Origin of the sequence: Bacillus sp. SIMBA_074 (assembly GCF_046534555.1) — a bacterium.
GTDB classification, from domain to species: Bacteria; Bacillota; Bacilli; order Bacillales; family Bacillaceae_G; genus Bacillus_A; species Bacillus_A mycoides.
In genome coordinates, this window is sequence record NZ_JAWRYM010000002.1 from 282734 (window position 1) to 299571 (window position 16838).

The 16838-nt window shown below is 38.0% G+C and carries 13 protein-coding genes and 1 riboswitch; of the genes, 6 read left to right on the forward strand and 7 right to left on the reverse strand.

All coding sequences use genetic code 11. The annotated features are described in order from the left end of the window. Positions 1-31: 31 nt before the first annotated feature. Positions 32-2032: a YhgE/Pip family protein gene (locus SB773_RS03775; RefSeq protein WP_410588641.1), complete on the reverse strand. Its 2001-nt coding sequence runs from the start codon at positions 2030-2032 to the stop codon at positions 32-34. A 134-nt stretch (positions 2033-2166) separates the two neighbouring features. On the opposite strand from SB773_RS03775, the gene SB773_RS03780 reads away from it, so the two are divergent. Then, the gene (locus SB773_RS03780) at positions 2167-3051 is read left to right on the forward strand and encodes a LysR family transcriptional regulator (RefSeq protein ID WP_410588643.1); all 885 of its coding nucleotides are present in this window, start codon (positions 2167-2169) and stop codon (positions 3049-3051) included. Positions 3052-3118: 67 nt separating this feature from the next. Here the strand turns inward: SB773_RS03780 and SB773_RS03785 are convergent, their stop codons facing one another. Both SB773_RS03785 and SB773_RS03790 read right to left on the reverse strand, forming a co-directional pair. After that, entirely contained in the window at positions 3119-4204 is a 1086-nt protein-coding gene (locus SB773_RS03785) for a transcriptional regulator (RefSeq protein WP_410588645.1), read from the reverse strand. A gap of 89 nt (positions 4205-4293) precedes the next feature. Then, complete coding sequence (locus SB773_RS03790; protein WP_002016173.1) at positions 4294-4443, reverse strand: hypothetical protein; 150 nt, start codon at positions 4441-4443, stop codon at positions 4294-4296. Between the two features lie 252 nt (positions 4444-4695). Here SB773_RS03790 and cydA point away from each other — a divergent pair, with 252 nt between their 5' ends. The 3 genes from cydA to SB773_RS03805 all read left to right on the forward strand — a co-directional run bounded on the left by cydA (position 4696) and on the right by SB773_RS03805 (position 8647). Beyond that, on the forward strand, positions 4696-6051 hold the full coding sequence (gene cydA / locus SB773_RS03795; protein ID WP_002016174.1) for a cytochrome ubiquinol oxidase subunit I: 1356 nt from the start codon (positions 4696-4698) through the stop codon (positions 6049-6051). Next, entirely contained in the window at positions 6044-7069 is a 1026-nt protein-coding gene (locus SB773_RS03800) for a cytochrome d ubiquinol oxidase subunit II (RefSeq protein ID WP_002089640.1), read from the forward strand. The genes cydA and SB773_RS03800 overlap by 8 nt, the downstream gene beginning before the upstream one ends. A 219-nt stretch (positions 7070-7288) precedes the next feature. After that, a complete protein-coding gene (locus SB773_RS03805; protein WP_410588648.1) occupies positions 7289-8647 on the forward strand; it encodes an arsenic transporter in 1359 nt (452 codons plus the stop codon). Between the two features lie 236 nt (positions 8648-8883). Here the strand turns inward: SB773_RS03805 and thiC are convergent, their stop codons facing one another. Together thiC and lldP are read right to left on the reverse strand one after the other, a co-directional pair. Next, positions 8884-10644, reverse strand: coding sequence for a phosphomethylpyrimidine synthase ThiC (gene thiC / locus SB773_RS03810; RefSeq protein ID WP_410588650.1), 1761 nt, complete (start codon positions 10642-10644; stop codon positions 8884-8886). A gap of 112 nt (positions 10645-10756) precedes the next feature. Beyond that, positions 10757-10872: riboswitch (TPP riboswitch) on the reverse strand. A gap of 71 nt (positions 10873-10943) precedes the next feature. After that, the gene (gene lldP, locus SB773_RS03815; protein ID WP_410588652.1) at positions 10944-12605 is read right to left on the reverse strand and encodes an L-lactate permease; all 1662 of its coding nucleotides are present in this window, start codon (positions 12603-12605) and stop codon (positions 10944-10946) included. 287 nt (positions 12606-12892) lie between these two features. Here lldP and SB773_RS03820 point away from each other — a divergent pair, with 287 nt between their 5' ends. Beyond that, positions 12893-13210 (forward strand): magnetosome magnetite crystal formation protein family, encoded by a 318-nt coding sequence (locus SB773_RS03820; RefSeq protein ID WP_002167374.1) that lies wholly within the window; start codon positions 12893-12895, stop codon positions 13208-13210. Positions 13211-13386: 176 nt separating this feature from the next. Here the strand turns inward: SB773_RS03820 and SB773_RS03825 are convergent, their stop codons facing one another. Together SB773_RS03825 and SB773_RS03830 are read right to left on the reverse strand one after the other, a co-directional pair. Next, positions 13387-13878 carry a metal-binding protein gene (locus SB773_RS03825; RefSeq protein WP_002089644.1) on the reverse strand — a complete coding sequence of 164 codons (492 nt, stop codon included), beginning with the start codon at positions 13876-13878 and terminating at the stop codon, positions 13387-13389. Between the two features lie 50 nt (positions 13879-13928). Further along, positions 13929-14294: a YkvA family protein gene (locus SB773_RS03830; protein WP_002016186.1), complete on the reverse strand. Its 366-nt coding sequence runs from the start codon at positions 14292-14294 to the stop codon at positions 13929-13931. Between the two features lie 550 nt (positions 14295-14844). On the opposite strand from SB773_RS03830, the gene SB773_RS03835 reads away from it, so the two are divergent. Next, positions 14845-16773: an LTA synthase family protein gene (locus SB773_RS03835; RefSeq protein ID WP_002191187.1), complete on the forward strand. Its 1929-nt coding sequence runs from the start codon at positions 14845-14847 to the stop codon at positions 16771-16773. The last annotated feature ends 65 nt before the right edge of the window (positions 16774-16838 follow it).

Here is a 16838-nt window from a genome sequence, read left to right on the forward strand (position 1 = left end):
TATCCGGAAAAATCGGATAGCTTTTTTCATTTTAAGAAACTTGCTCTGCATTCGTCTCCTTATGCTGTATATGACTCGTAACCCATGTGATTCCGCCAGCAACAACGAGATAGCATAATAAAATTAAAATTTGCATTCGTAATTGCGACCAATCTCCTAAAGAGATAACATCTTGTAATCCTCTAAGAGAATGAGACATTGGGAGAAACTGTCCAATTTTGCTAAGCACAGCTATATTTAACTCTCCTGGGAAAGTACCTCCGCTCGTCGCTAATTGAAGAACGAGAAGCGTTACCGCTGCGAACTTCCCAACAATGCCGAATACCGTTACTAACATAAGAATAAATGTCATGAACGTAAAGGAAATAACAATACTTGATAAAACAAAGAGTGATACACTTGCAACTTCTAATTTCATAACTCCTAACACTACCACATCTACAAGTAGTGCTTGAATGAGTCCAATTAAATATACTAATCCTAATTTATTAATAAAATGTACTGTTCCGCTTACCTTCATACTTTGTCTACGGCCAAGAGGTAAAATATTCGATGCCATAATTCCGCCAACATAAAATGCCAGTGATAAAAAGTATGGTGCAATACCTGAACCGTAGTTAGGCACATCAGAAACTGTCGACTTCACTAATTGAACCGGCTCTGAGAACATCGTATTGCGTGCATCATCATTGCGAACATCCGCTATCTTCTCTGCGCCCTCTCCCAATTTCGTAGAAAGTTCTTTCGCACCATCGTCAAGTTTAACAAGTCCGTTCGTTAACTTATCAGCACCATGATTCAGCTCTGTTCCGCCACTCGCAAGGTGATTTACACCTTCTTGTAATGATGTAAATCCATTTCCCCACTTCGTAAATCCATCAGCTAAATTCGAAGTACCATCTGCTATCTTTTTCGTTCCAGCGGTAGCTTCGTTTAACTTAACTCCGAATGTATTCATGCCTTCCTCAATCTTATGCTGACCATCAGTAAGCTTCCGCGCACCTTGTGTCAATTGTTGTTGGCTATTATTTAAAGTGTTTGTTGCTTTAGCTAATCCGTTAGAAGTAGCAATGATCTTTTGAAAAGCAGGATCTTGCTGCACTTCTGGATGACTTTTCACGTACTCTTCTAATTGTTGTTTTACACTATTTGCTGCATTGTCCGCTTTCACTTGCCCTTCAGCAAGTTTCTCACTTCCGTTCACCCATTCATTTGTACCAGCACTTAATTCACTAACTCCTGATTGTAAAGACTTCTCACCCTGTGCTAGCAGCTCCATACCATTATGAAGTGATGCCGCTCCTTGACTCAGCTCATTTGCACCGCTACTTAAGGCAGATTGGCTAGAAGCAAGTTTTTCACTTCCCTCTTTCACTTTTGATGTCCCGTCACTTAAACGATGAATACCATCTGCAAGCTGATTCGCCCCATTTTTTGCATCCGTCGTTCCTTCGTGCAACTTCTCAGCACCATTACTTGCATCACTCAACCCTTGTGCCAAATCTTGAAACTTTGAAAAGACACCTTCTGTATAAGATTTCGTAATACTATTTGAGATTTTTGTTTTCATATTTTCAACAGCTGTCGTTCCAATTTGAGCTGCTACAAAGTTTTTACCCGGATTTACTTTGTACTGAAGCTGCGCTGGCTCTGGTTTCTCATCCATAAGTGTACTTACCTTTTTAGAGAAATCCTCTGGAATCGTAACGACCATATAATACTTATCTTCTTTTAACCCTTCATCAGCATTTTTTTCTGATACGAAATGAAAAGCTAGTTCCTTATTCTCTTTTAAATTTTTGACAAAATCTTCTCCTGCATGAATTGTTTTTTCATCCATCGCAGCACCTTTATCTAAATTTACAATTGCAACAGGTAATTTATCTAATCGTCCATATGGATCCCAATATCCAGCTAAAAAGAATCCTGAATAAATTAACGGAACGATTAATAAAAAAATTAAAGCGATACGTCCATGTTTATGGTGCCACATCGCTTTCCAATCTTTAAATATAAGTTGAATTCCTTTCATGAAACATACTCCTCTTCTAATTTAACACCCTTCGAATGGTTTAACAGATTTACTATACACGTCACTTTCCATACTGTATAATACATCTTTAATTATCAATTCATTCCTTCTGGTCTATAGAAAAGAGGTTCAAAATGGAACTGCTCCAATTAAAATACTTTCAGGCAGTCGCACGATTAGAACATATGACAAAAGCCGCTGAAGAATTGCATATCGCACAACCTTCGCTCAGCAAAACAATTGCTAGATTAGAAAAGGACTTAGGCGTCCCGTTATTTGATCGCCAAGGTCGACAGATTACATTAAACTCTTTTGGAAAAGTATTTTTAAAACGAGTAGAGCGCATTTTTCATGAATTAAGTGAAGGCGAAAGAGAAATTAAAGATTTAGCTGAATTACAACAAAGCTCTATTACACTGGCAGTTTCTATCCCGAGAATATTACCAGAACTACTCGGCTCTTTTTTACTAGAACATCCTAACGTTCGATTCCAACAGTTTCTCGCATCTACTCCTTCTATGAAACGACAACTAGATAATATAGAAATTGACTTTTGCATTTCTTCTGTGCCAATTGAAGGCGAGGAAATTATGTGGGAGCCACTTATTACAGAAGAAATTTTCTTAGTCGTCCCTTCAGGCCACCGTTTATCAGGACGTGAAAGTGTATATCTGCATGAAGTAAAAGACGAATCGTTTATTAGTATGAACACTGGTTACGGATTTCGGCACTTAACAGATGAATTTTGTAAAAAAGCTGGTTTCACTCCACATATCGCTTTTGAAGTAGATGAACCAACCGTGATTAGCGATCTCATTAAGCAAGGTCTTGGCATCGCCTTTGTCCCAGGTTTAACTTTATTAAAAAACTCTACTTTAGCATCAAATAAGTTACGTATTATTGAACCTAATTGCGAACGAACTATCGGCTTAAGTTGGTCAAAGAAGCGCTATTTATCAAACACCGCCCAGCAATTTCGTGAATTCGTGATTGACTACTTCTCCAATATTAGGGCGTAAAATTATATCGCTTTACAAACAAGTAACGACACAAATAAAAGGTACCATCCCCATAGGGTGGCACCTTCTATTTTTTACTCTTATCCAATTCCATTTCCGCTAAAAGCGGCAATACGTTATCGAAAATATGTGTATTATTATTCTCACCTGTTACATATCCACCATAATATCTACTAAATACATTATCATTTCGGAATGTAGCCATCCGCTCATACAATTCCTTCGCAAACTTTGTATCACCTGTTTGTAGTACGTACAAAATTGTTAATCCGTAAGATGCTGGTGATTCATAGTTCACAGCTTGTTTTCCCGTTTCTAAGTTATAACGACCATATAACTTTTCGTCTTCGCGAAATTTCCTCTTTATAAATTCCAAATAAGCATCTGATGAAAGACCGCCTAAACTACGATGATAAGCGACGTATGATTGATCAATAAGATTCACTTCTTTATCGTACGTAAATGTCCCATCATCTTTATACTCTTTCGGAAATGCCCAGCCCTGCCTTGGATAATCCGCTAAAAACTGAACAACTTCCTGATACTGCTGTGCAGAAATTTTTCCATACTTTTTCATATAAGAGAATGCATGCGGATTTATGTAAGATGTTGTTGCAAAGTTATTTTGTTTCCCTGTATCTGCATCGTAATAATCAACGTAATAATTACCTTTTTTATTATAACGAAGTACAGAATCACTCAATTGATCTGCAAGGTTTTTATAGCGATCTTCCTTGTACATTTCATAAGCACGATATAATTGTTCTATAATACGAAGATCATCGATAAGTGCATTAGTAGCTGACTGCATTTCTCCCTTTTCAGAGATTTTCCATATAACGATGCGATCCTTGTGTACAAAGTTATTTTGAATAACCTTCACTTGTTCATCAAATAAAGCTTGATCATCTTTATCAAGTGTATATTGTAGCCATAACCCTGCAGATTCTGATAAAGCTTCACGGCCCTTCGCTTCACCCTTACCTGCCTTTGTATCCTCTAAGCGATACGTTGCAAGTGTTCCATTTTCATTCACCATATGTCGTAAAATAAAATGCTCGGTACGATTTCCTTGTAAAGCTGACCAAAATACAACTCCACCTAAAGCGATTAAGAGACTAACCCCAATCCCTATATATAAACGTTTTCGCAAGCTTTTCACCTCCTTTTAAGGCTAACCTTAATTTTAACAGAACATACGCAAATATAAAAAAGACAATCCTTTAGATTGTCTCTCTCACCTTATCCTTCGCAAGCCTCTTTAGAAGGTCTATATAGCGATTCCACAAGTCGATCATATTCACGACGCGTAATTTCTTTATTATACAACTTTAATAATAAATCTCTATGCTCTCTTGAAAATGCCATCTTTTTAATGACTTCAGGATACATAAAACACCCTCTCCATTTCACATAAACTTCTTCATCCCGGAAATAGAACTTACGTTCGCATAAAAGATTATAAAAGATTCAGCCCTAAAAAACAAATAAAATATTACCAAATATAATTTTCTTTCTCTTTAGAATATTTAAACATTATATTACCGTACTCATTTTTTAAATACATATATATTTTTGGTAGTTTTTTGAATAAATTTTCCAATTCAATCAGAAAATAATGGCAAAAAGAAGGGGAGTATACATATGGATACCGTAACATTAGCAAGGGCATTTTTTGGTTCTTCATTAGCATTCCACATTATCTTTGCAACGCTTGGAGTCGGGCTTTCTTTAATGATTTTTATAAGTGAAATACTCTATCACTGGAAGAAAGATTCCGACTATGCCATTATGGCAAAAAGATGGACAAAGGCTTTTGCTATCCTTCTCGGTGTAGCAATTCCAACTGGAACAATTGTTGGTGTACAAATTTCACTTCTTTGGCCTGGTTTCGCCAAAATTGTTGGGCAAGTTATTTCCGTTCCGTTTCAAATTGAGATTTTCGCCTTCTTTTTAGAGGCTTTATTCATGTCTATTTACGTATATGCGGCTGATAAACTGCCTCCAGTTATGAGATTAATCTCGCTATTTTTCGTTATGATTGGCGCCACTGCATCTGCCGTGCTTATTACATCGGCAAACACATGGATGAATACACCTGCGGGCTTTTCAATGAATCCAGATGGCTCAGTTTTTAACGTTGATCCGTGGAAAGCTTTCTTTAATCCGAGCTTTGGCACAAGTGCATTCCACGTCGTTATTACGGCCTATACAACTGGAGCAGCTGTTATTGCTTCTATCGCTGGATTTAAATTATTAAAGAAAAATTTAAGTGCTCGTGAAATTGCTTACCATAAAAAAGGATTACTGTTAGGGCTTGTCGTTACATTTATCACAGGTGCTACGATGTGGCTTTCAGGACACGAATCTGCTATTGCCTTACATAAACATTCACCTGAAAAACTAGCATCTGCTGAAGCTTTGTTTGAAACGACATCACACGCGCCTTTATCGATTGGCGGGGTTGTGGACCCTAACACACTTGAACTAAACTATGCCCTTGAAATTCCGAACATGCTTAGCTTATTAGTGGGACTAGACCCTAACACCGTTGTAAAAGGGCTAAATGAATTCCCGCAAGAAACATGGCCACCATTTTACACACATACACTGTTCAATTTAATGGTCGGCACCGCTGCCTTTACCTTTGCAGTTGCAGCTATTGCCCTCTTATATTGGTACTTTGTTTACCGAAAAAAAGGAGTAGAGTTACCGAAGTGGCTTCTTTGGGGAGCTGCCGCCTGTGGACCCGTTATGTTGCTCGGTATTGAATTCGGATGGATTTTTAGTTGTAGTGGTCGTCAGCCATGGACAATTTATGGCATGCAACGCACGGTAGATGCTTCTACGCGCGCTGATTTCGTCGGTCCTTTATTTGTTTTATTCATCATTTTATATATCGGACTTGGTATTTTAACCGTCTTTGTACTACGGACATTCTTTAAGAAACATCCATTAAAGAATGATTTACATCACGAAGGAGGCGATTCTCGTGCATGAGGAAAGCATTGCAATCATCATCTTATGGGCTCTTATTTTCGTATATAGCATATTAGGATCTATTGATTTTGGAGCTGGTTTTTGGGGCATGGTATACGCTAAACACCCGACGCTTGCTGCCAAGCTTGCTAATCGGTACTTATCACCAACTTGGGAAGTAACGAATACGTTTCTTGTCTTTGTCGTCGTTGCTTTTCTCGGTTTCTTCCCAAAAGCGGCCTTTACCCTTGCAACCGTTATGTTTGTACCAGTTATGTTAATTTTAGTACTCGTTGCGATTCGTAGTACATTTATGGTATTTGCTTACTCCCTGCCAAAATACCAACACCTTCTTCGGATTATTTCAGGTATTACCGGGCTCTTAATCCCAGCTCTATTAATTACCGTTCTGCCAGTTACAGAAGGTGCCTATATTACGATGTCTGAAGGAAAAGAAGTGCTCCTTTACGGAAAACTTCTTTCTAGTCCCGTTATTTATTGTTATATGCTCTTCGGACTAACTTCGGAACTATTTCTATCATCTCTCTTTCTTGCTGATTTTGCTAGGGAACAAGGTTCTGAAGATACGTACCGAATTTATAGAAGAAATGCCATCATACTTGGTCCTGCAACGCTCGTGACTGCTATTATCGCTCTCGTTGTAATGGACCCTGAAACACACTGGCTTATGCAAGGACTAATAAAGCAATTCCCATGGTTTACAGTCTCTATCATTTTATTTGTTATCGGATACTCTTCGCTTTGGTGGACAAATAAGAAATATGGCACACTAGGCTTTCCTCGCATTGCAGTTTTAGCTGTCGTCGCTCAATATGCATTTGCAAGCTACGCTTACGGCGTCGCCCATTTACCTTATATCATTTACCCGGATGTAACTGTATTTACAAGCTTTACGACGGTCGAAACATTCTATGCACTTCTTATTCTTTACGCAATCGGGATTGCAATTTTACTACCAGGATTTATTTTCTTCTGGAATTTATTCTTAAAAGATCGAACATTTTTAAAGGAAAAATAGTAAATTAGGGGCATTCACACATAGAATGCCCCTAATTTATTAGACTCCTCTCCTAATAGTTATTACACTACTACTTATACTTGCCTTATTGCTCAAAATACACATATTCACTAGATTAAGGTAGATGCCTAGTTCTTCTTATTTTCTTTTGAATATAATGCTATATAAACTTGAGACAAGCCACATTTGTTCAAGGGAAAATAGAAAGGTAGGTTAAATATGAGCATTGAAATATGGATTACTATTATTGTATTCTTCTTAACGATGATTGTTATCTTTTGGCGACCTCGCGGTTTAAATGAGGCGTGGCCGGCAGCAGTCGGCGCTAGCATTATCCTCATTACTGGACTTGTATCAAAACCAGACGTCATGGACATTATAAGTAAAATCGGCGGTGCCTCTATAACGATATTAGCGACCATCGTTATGGCGGTTATATTAGAAAGCTTCGGCTTCTTCCACTGGTCCGCAGCAAAACTTGCAAATTTAGCAAAGGGCTCCGGTCGCCGCTTATACTGGTATATTCAATTATTATGTTTTCTTATGACTCTTTTATTCAATAACGACGGTAGTATTTTAATTACAACACCGATTTTAATTTTACTTCTGAAAAACCTTCAATTAAAACCTCATCAACAAATCCCTTATTTATTAAGCGGTGCTTTAATTGCCACTGCATCTAGTGCACCAATCGGTGTAAGTAATATCGTAAACTTAATCGCATTAAATATTGTTAATATGACTCTTTATATGCATACAGCTATGATGTTTGTACCTGCAACATTAGGGCTACTGTTTATGTCATGGCTCATGTATACAGTTTTAAAGAAAAAACTTCCAGAAAGATTACCTGTTTCTTCATACGATATTGAAGAGATTTTCTTCACGAAAAACTTCCATCCGTTAAAAGGACAAAATTCTGTTAATACGAAACAAAAACGTACGAAATTCATGTTAAAAGTATTAGGCTTCGTTTTCCTTATGCGCTGTCTTCTATTCGTTGCATCCTTCTTATCGATTCCAATCGAAATCGTTGCCGTACTCGGTTCACTCGTTCTTCTCATCTGGAGATGGTACTACTTACGAACAAACCCAGTCGATATTTTGAAAAAGACACCGTGGCACATTTTAATTTTCGCCTTCTCTATGTACGTAATTATTTACGGGCTTCACAACGCAGGATTAACAGCGGCGCTTGTCCATTGGCTCGAACCAGTTGTAAGTCAGCATCTACTCTATGCCAGCTTTGCAATGGGCGGACTCGTTTCCCTCCTCTCTAACGTCTTCAATAACCACCCTGCACTTATGATTGGTACAATCACATTAACAGAAATGGGACTAGATCCAGTCACATTAAAAACTATCTATCTCGCAAATATCATCGGTAGTGACATCGGTTCACTATTATTACCAATCGGTACACTAGCTTCCCTCATTTGGATGTATATCTTAAGACAAAACAAAATTAAAGTGAAATGGAAAGATTATTTAAGCGTATCTCTCATCGTAATCCCACTCACAACAGTCGTCACATTATTCCTCTTATACTACTGGGTACAATTATTCTTCACCTTATAAAGTGGGTGGGTGTTCATCCCCCACTGATTATTAGCCCGCACCAATCGGGCGTTTACGGGCAGTTTATCTCCCACCTAACTTCTTTGCTCCAGCCAAATTTTGAGGTGGGAGTTTTACTGCCCACAAATAGCGGGATAGACGACAGAAGCCCCCTTTGCTACCGTCTTAGCAAAGGGGGCTTCTTCTATATTTAAGTTAGGTACAGTGTGATCAATCAAGTAAAGAGGTGTAACGTGTTATTGATATAAGTGACTACCAGTTTCTTTGAATTCTACCGCTTTCTCTTTCATTCCTTTTTCAATTGCTTCTGTCGTTTCTAAGTCATTTTCTTTCGCATATTCACGAATATCATGTGAAATTCTCATACTACAAAACTTTGGGCCACACATTGAACAGAAATGCGCTGTTTTCGCCCCTTCTGCTGGCAACGTTTCATCATGGTACTCCATCGCGCGTTCAGGATCTAAAGATAAATTAAATTGGTCGCGCCAACGGAATTCAAATCGTGCTTTTGAAAGTGCATCATCACGCTGATGAGCCGTTTTATGCCCTTTCGCAAGATCGGCTGCATGCGCAGCGATTTTGTACGTAATAACCCCTTCGCGAACATCATCTTTGTTCGGTAAACCTAAATGTTCTTTCGGGGTTACATAACAAAGCATCGCCGTTCCAAACCAGCCGATCATCGCAGCACCAATCGCTGAAGTAATATGATCATAACCTGGTGCAATATCTGTCGTTAACGGCCCAAGTGTATAGAACGGCGCACCCTGACAAATATCAAGTTCTTTCTCCATATTTTCTTTAATTAAATGCATCGGTACATGCCCAGGTCCTTCAATCATAACTTGCACATCATGTTTCCAAGCGATTTTTGTTAATTCACCAAGTGTCTCAAGCTCAGAAAACTGCGCTTCGTCATTTGCATCTGCAATAGAACCTGGACGTAATCCATCTCCAAGAGAAAACGAAACATCGTACTGCTTCATAATTTCACAAATCTCTTCAAAGTGAGTATATAGGAAGTTTTCTTTATGATGGAATAAACACCACTGCGCCATAATCGAACCACCGCGCGAAACAATACCTGTCATACGCTTTGCAGTAATTGGAATGTAACGAAGTAATACACCAGCGTGAATCGTGAAGTAATCAACGCCTTGCTCCGCCTGCTCAATTAACGTATCACGATATACTTCCCACGTTAAATCTTCTGCAATTCCGTTTACTTTTTCAAGCGCTTGATAAATTGGCACAGTTCCAACTGGTACCGGAGCATTACGAATAATCCACTCACGTGTTGTATGAATGTTTTTACCTGTAGATAAATCCATAATCGTATCTGCACCCCAGCGAGTCGCCCACGTCATCTTCTCTACTTCTTCTGCAATAGAAGACGATACAGCAGAGTTTCCGATATTTGCATTTACCTTCACGTGAAAATTACGTCCAATTATCATCGGTTCCGCTTCAGGATGGTTAATGTTCGCCGGCAAAATCGCACGACCTTCTGCAATCTCCTTACGAACAAATTCAGGCTCTACCCCTTCACGAATCGCAACATATTCCATCTCAGACGTAATAATGCCATTACGCGCATAATGCATTTGCGAAACATTTGCACCTTGCTTCGCTCTAAGCGGCTTACGATCCATTTGCGGGAAAACAGGTGTATGTTTTGAAGCCACTTTCACACCGTCATCCTCAGGTTTAATTTCGCGTCCTTCATAAGCTTCCACATCACCACGCCCCAAGGTCCAAGAGTGGCGCGGCGTTGGAATCCCTTTTTCCAGCTCCACTTTATACTCTGGATCTGTATAAGGTCCACTCGTATCATACACACGGATTGGCGGATTTTGAACACCGTTCGTATCGCTTTGTTCAATCTCGCGCATTGGTACTTTCATACCCGCGCGTGTTCCATCCACATACACTTTCTTACTTCCTGGTAAACTCGATTTCAATTCAATTTGCTCAGCTGAAACAGACTGTTTCATAACCTTTGTTGCCCCCCTGTTCGTGACAAGGACGAGATATGGCCAGCGCATGCCAAAATAAAAAGAGCCAGGTCCATAAAAGAATAAGGACCTGGCTCATAAAGACATAATTATGTAAAGCCGTTAACTTCCCTACGCTGGTACGAGCCAGATCAGGTCCAAAGGGTTAAGAAGTTCACACGCTTCTCTCTCAGCCTACGCATACGTTAGGCACCCCTAGTTTATCACTGATTTAATTTTCAATACTTTCCCATCATACACTATAATCTGAAAAATGCAAAGTTTATTTCTTTTGTTGCTTACGGAATCATCCAAGTTAAATAATAAGCCTGCACATACGTCATAATCCCAACAATAGTAACGAAGAATAAACTATGCTTCAATGTAAAGCGGAACAAATCTGACTCTTTCCCAGCAAGTCCAACTGCCGCACAAGCAATCGCAATTGATTGCGGAGAAATCATTTTACCTGTTACACCGCCCGTTGTATTTGCTGCAACAAGAAGCACTTCAGATACACCGACTTGCTGCGCTGTAATTGCTTGTAAATTCGAGAACAGTGCGTTCGCTGACGTATCTGATCCTGTTAAGAATACGCCAATCCATCCTAAGAATGGTGAGAAGAACGGGAATAGTCCGCCAGTTCCTGCAAGTGCTAACGCTAATGTAGAAGATAGACCAGAATAGTTTGCGATAAATGCGAATCCTAATACGAATCCAATAGATAGAATTGGCATTTTTAGTTCGTTTAACGTTTCTTTAAATGTTGCTACTGCATCTTTTGCACTCATTTTCAAAATAAAGATAGAAATGATACAAGCAATTAAAATTGCTGTTCCAGTCGCTGATAAAATATCTAATTTCAAGATTGCTTCATAAGGTGTTGGTTTATTTACAATTGGCTCTGCTTTCATTACTAAATTGTGCAAGCTTGGAACTTCAAATTTAAATACGAGACTTTCTAAAGCGCCGCCCGGAGCGAATAACGATTTAAAGAAACTTTGGCTCCAGATGACTACCATCACAGTCAAAATAATGAACGGAGACCACGCTTTTACTACTTTTCCTACCGTTAGTTTCGGCATAGATGTCGCCGTCGTCGTTGCTGCTACTTCACTATTCGCTTGCTTAGTTTGATAAATTTCTTTCGGCTGCCAAACTTTTAAGAATAGCGATAAACTTACTAAACTTACAAGCGCTGACGTAATATCCGGAAGTTCTGGTCCTAAAAACGTCGCTGTAATAAACTGCGTAATTGCAAATGAACTACCCGCTACAAATAAAGCAGGCCACGTTTGTTTTACTCCTTTAAAGCCATCCATTAAAAATACGATAAAGAACGGAACAAATAAAGATAAGAACGGTAATTGATGCCCAGCCATTTGTCCAATTTTATGCGGATCAATGCCTGTCACTTGTCCAGCAACTGTAATCGGAATCCCCATCGCTCCGAACGCTACTGGTGCAGTATTTGCGATTAAACAAAGACCTGCTGCATATAAAGGATTTAGCCCAAGGCCTGCCAGAAGCGCTGCCGTAATCGCTACTGGTGCACCAAATCCTGCTGCCCCTTCCAAAAATGCTCCAAATGAAAATCCAATTAAAATAACGAGTAAACGATGGTCATTCGTAATGGATAATACAGATGCACGAATGACATCAAATTGACCTGTTTTCACAGAAATTTTATATAAAAATACTGACATAATGATAATCCACGCAATTGGCCATAATCCGTATAAGAAACCGTATCCGGTCGCTGCCATTGCCATTGTGAATGGCATTTTATACGCAAATAACGCCACCAAAATCGTTAATACAACTGTAATAAATCCTGCCACATACCCCTTCATGCGGAAAACCGCTAAAGCTAAGAAAAAAAAGATGATTGGAATAAGTGCGACTGCTGCCGAAATCCAAATGTTACTGAACGGATCGTAAACTTGTGTCCATGTGTTCATTGTTCTCTCCCCCTAAAGAATCCCCTTTTAAATAAGATATAACCTTATCAATAGACTACCAGGTCATCATACCTTTAAGTCTAAAAAATACAAAACGTTTAAGAAAACGTTTTCAATAATTTTATCACAACAATTTTCATTCAAAAAGATTTTTTCGAAAATTTCATCATTTGAAAAGGAAATCTTACAAAAGCGTCACGTTTTTGTAATGTTAATCGATAGGAAGGTCGCCAAATTTATCGCATACTAAAAGTATAACAACGGACATTACTTATGAGGTGATATATATGAACGGAAACAAAATATTAGCAGCTTTATCATACTTTAGTGTATTATTTGCACCTATCTTATTCCCTATTATCGTGTGGATTGTGGGCGATTCTGAAACGAAACCACATGCGAAACGTGCTCTATGGACACATATCGTTCCAAGCATCGCTTCATTTATTGGATTAGTTATTTTAGGAATTATGGGCATCGGATCTGATCAACCAGACGTAACACTTGGAATTGGGGCAATCATCGTCTTATGCATTTGCGGAATCATTAGCTTATACTACTTCATTTGGAATATCGTGAAAGGTATTAAGATACTGAAAGCTTAGTTTTAAACAAACGTTTGATTAAAAAGGAACTGTCCAAAAATTAATGTCGCATGATCGTAAATGAAATTTCATCGGCGATTCGACAATGAATATCGACTTAACTACAAAATACGACAAGAATAACCTACCTATTAATAAGAAAAAACCGTCCCAAAATACCTTTTGGGACGGTTTTTTTATCTTCTACGTTTCTTCTTTTTTCTCATCATTTTCTTTCGGCGCGTATTCGCTTTATCCGCTATAATGTGGAGCGTACTCGCCACAACAATCCCCATTACAAACGTTACAATTTCAACCTCGTGTTCCTTCGCAATTTCTATTAAATTTCCACCGAATGCGATTATATTTAATAGGAATAAAAACGGAGAAAACACGATTAACATGTATGCAATACGAATAATATCACCAATTATAATCGTATGTGTGAAGAAGGAACGATGGGGCATTACGCTCCTATATGGATACCAAAAAATACGGAGGAATCCCCATTTATTATACGCATTACTGTACGTATCTAAATCCGGTGTTAGAAATGAAGTACCTACTAAAAAGCCAATTGCAAAAGTTAATAAAAAATCAAAACTTGTTAATCCATACGAAAAGAGCATAAACAAAACAACCGGAAGGGATATTAAGTTTATTTTCGTATGCGTTCTTCCTGATGGCATAATGCACTTCCTCGCTTACGTTCGCCCTGTCATCCTATGACAGTTCTCACCTATTGATCTAATTTTTGATCGATAAATGATGTGTCTATATCCGAACCAAACCATTCTGCCAACTTCACTCGTGCCTTATCTTTCACATCTTCATTTACGTATATCGATGCTTGTAATAGTGCGGCCATTAACGCACCTAAATCATCCGTATAACCGACTCCAGCAATGAAATCTGGAATGGCATCAATCGGTGCAATGAAATAAGCAAGTGCTCCGATTACAATAATTTTCACTCGTTTTGGAACATCCGGTCTTTGCAACACGTAAAACAACAATAAACTCGCATAGATTACCGACTGCCCTGCCTGTTTCGCAACATGTTTTATTTTCTTCCAAAACGCTTCAACTGAAAATTTTTGTTTCATTCAAAAGCCTCCCTATTTTCAAAAGAAATAAGCTACAATATGTTATGTTATCAGTAAAAGTTCATCAAAATTACACATAATCTATCAATGAAATTTCATTGTAACAGACAAAACCAAAAAGAACAAGTGTTCGTTAATTTTTTCATATTTTCCTTCATATAATAGTTTTCTAGACAACCACTTAAAGATTTCCATTCCATATTTCTCAACCAAAAAACTTTCAATTCCACTTAACATTCTTTTCTATTTTTGTTATATTTTCTAGTTGACGGGCATATAAACGAATGTTAAAGTTTTCTCTGGTAGTGACAAATCACATACAAAAAATGTAAAATGTTATAGTGTTTCTCAGAAATGAATTTTGTTGTATAATACAGAAATGACGTTATGCTTATGAGCAGCACAAGAAACCAAAAAGGGTATGCATAGTTAAAGTCGTATATGGGGGAATATAGAAACTCTAATTATGGCCAAGAAAACTATGTATTTTTTATTTTAACATTTTTCGCTCCAAAATCGACCAAGCCTGATAGAGAAAGGGTGGAAATGAATGAAAGAAACCATGAAATCACAATTTCAAAACGTGCGTTTTACTTTATTCGTAGCTTTGGCCGTATGGCTAAAATCCTACATCATTACACGCACTAGCTTCGATTTAAAACTTGAATCTTTCATGCAAGAATTCATTTTATTCATTAGTCCATTAGCAGCATCATTACTGTTTGTGGGTCTTGCATTATTTGCAAAAGGGAAAAAACGTAACTATATAGCACTAGGAATTAACTTTATCTTAACGTTCATTCTTGTTGGTAACGTAATGTTCTACGGATTCTACAATGACTTCGTTACTTTACCAGTACTAGGACAAACGTCTAATTTCGGAAGTTTAGGTTCTAGTGTGAAAGAATTATTTAACTACAAAATCATCCTTGCATTTGCGGATATTATCGTATTCTTCGTTCTATTGAAGAAGAAGAAAGATTTTGCACCGACAGAACGTGTAGCGCGTCCGATGCGTTCTCTATACTTCGTGTCAACGGTTGCTATTTTCTGCGTAAACCTAGGATTTGCAGAAGCTGAGCGTCCAGAACTATTAACACGTTCATTCGACCGCGTTATGCTTGTTAAAAACTTAGGGTTATATGTACACCAAGCATACGACCTTGGCTTACAAGCAAAATCAAGTTCACAAAAAGCGTTTGCTGATGGTAGTAAATTACAAGAAACAGAAAACTACGTGAAAACAACACAAAGTAAACCAGATCCAAATATGTTTGGTACTGCAAAAGGGAAAAACGTAATTGTTGTCTCTCTTGAATCATTACAAACATTCTTAATTGGTGCGCAAGTTAACGGACAAGAAGTTACACCATTCCTAAACCAATTTGCGAAAGAAAGTTATTACTTCGATAACTTCTTCCATCAAACTGGGCAAGGTAAAACGTCTGATGCTGAATTCTTAGTAGATACTTCAATGTATCCACTAGACCGTGGTGCTGTATTCTTCACACACGGTAATAACGAATATACAGCAACTCCAGAAATTTTGCGTCAGCAAGGATATCACACATCAGTATTCCACGCGAATAACGCAACGTTCTGGAACCGTAACATTATGTATCCGGCACTTGGTTATGATCGTTACTACAACGAGCTTGACTACAAAATTACGCCAGAAACAAAATTAAATTGGGGATTAAAAGATATCGAATACTTCGATCAATCTATCGATATGTTAAAAGAAGTGAAGCAACCGTTCTATACTCGCTTCCTTACTTTAACAAACCATTACCCATTCACTTATGATGACAGTACGAAATTAATCGATGAATACAATTCTGGTGATGGCGTATTTGACCGTTACATGGTAACTGCTCGCTATTTAGACGAAGCAATGAAACACTTTATTGAGCGTCTAAAAGCAGAAGGTATTTACGACAACTCAGTTATCGTATTCTACGGTGATCACTATGGTATTTCTGAAAACCATAACCGTGCAATGGCACAGTTCTTAGGAAAAGAAGAAATCACTACATTTGACCATATGAACTTACAAAAAACACCGATGTTTATTCACGTTCCAGGTCAAAAAGAAGGTAAAACAATTTCAAAACCAACTGGTGAAATTGACATTAAGCCAACAATTCTAAACTTACTTGGTGTAGATTCTACGAATCAAATTCAATTCGGTCATGATGTATTCTCACCAGAAAATAAAGGATTCGTTGTTCTTCGTGACGGTAGCTTCGTTACAGATAAGTACATGTACACGAACAGTACATTCTACGACCGTACTACTGGCGAAGTTGTGCAATTACCGAAAGAAGAATCTCAACCACTAATTGATCGTGCCCAAAATGAATTGAACATGTCTGACAAAATCATTGAAGGTGACTTACTTCGCTTCTCTGAAAGTAACAAGATCAAAACTGGTGAAGTAAAGACAGCTATTAAAGAAGAAAAGAAGAGCGCTGAGTAATCTCAGCCTCTTTTTTTATTTTCTGCTATCCTTCCTCTCCTATTCATTAACTTTAAAATTACATA

Coding starts and splice junctions, on each gene's coding strand:
- SB773_RS03790 (WP_002016173.1), bottom strand. CDS start 4,443: ATGTATCCTGAAGTCATTAAAAAGATGGCATTTTCAAGAGAGCATAGA.
- SB773_RS03835 (WP_002191187.1), top strand. CDS start 14,845: ATGAAAGAAACCATGAAATCACAATTTCAAAACGTGCGTTTTACTTTA.
- SB773_RS03830 (WP_002016186.1), bottom strand. CDS start 14,294: ATGAAACAAAAATTTTCAGTTGAAGCGTTTTGGAAGAAAATAAAACAT.
- thiC (WP_410588650.1), bottom strand. CDS start 10,644: ATGAAACAGTCTGTTTCAGCTGAGCAAATTGAATTGAAATCGAGTTTA.
- SB773_RS03820 (WP_002167374.1), top strand. CDS start 12,893: ATGAACGGAAACAAAATATTAGCAGCTTTATCATACTTTAGTGTATTA.
- SB773_RS03780 (WP_410588643.1), top strand. CDS start 2,167: ATGGAACTGCTCCAATTAAAATACTTTCAGGCAGTCGCACGATTAGAA.
- SB773_RS03825 (WP_002089644.1), bottom strand. CDS start 13,878: ATGCCATCAGGAAGAACGCATACGAAAATAAACTTAATATCCCTTCCG.
- cydA (WP_002016174.1), top strand. CDS start 4,696: ATGGATACCGTAACATTAGCAAGGGCATTTTTTGGTTCTTCATTAGCA.
- SB773_RS03805 (WP_410588648.1), top strand. CDS start 7,289: ATGAGCATTGAAATATGGATTACTATTATTGTATTCTTCTTAACGATG.
- lldP (WP_410588652.1), bottom strand. CDS start 12,605: ATGAACACATGGACACAAGTTTACGATCCGTTCAGTAACATTTGGATT.
- SB773_RS03775 (WP_410588641.1), bottom strand. CDS start 2,032: ATGAAAGGAATTCAACTTATATTTAAAGATTGGAAAGCGATGTGGCAC.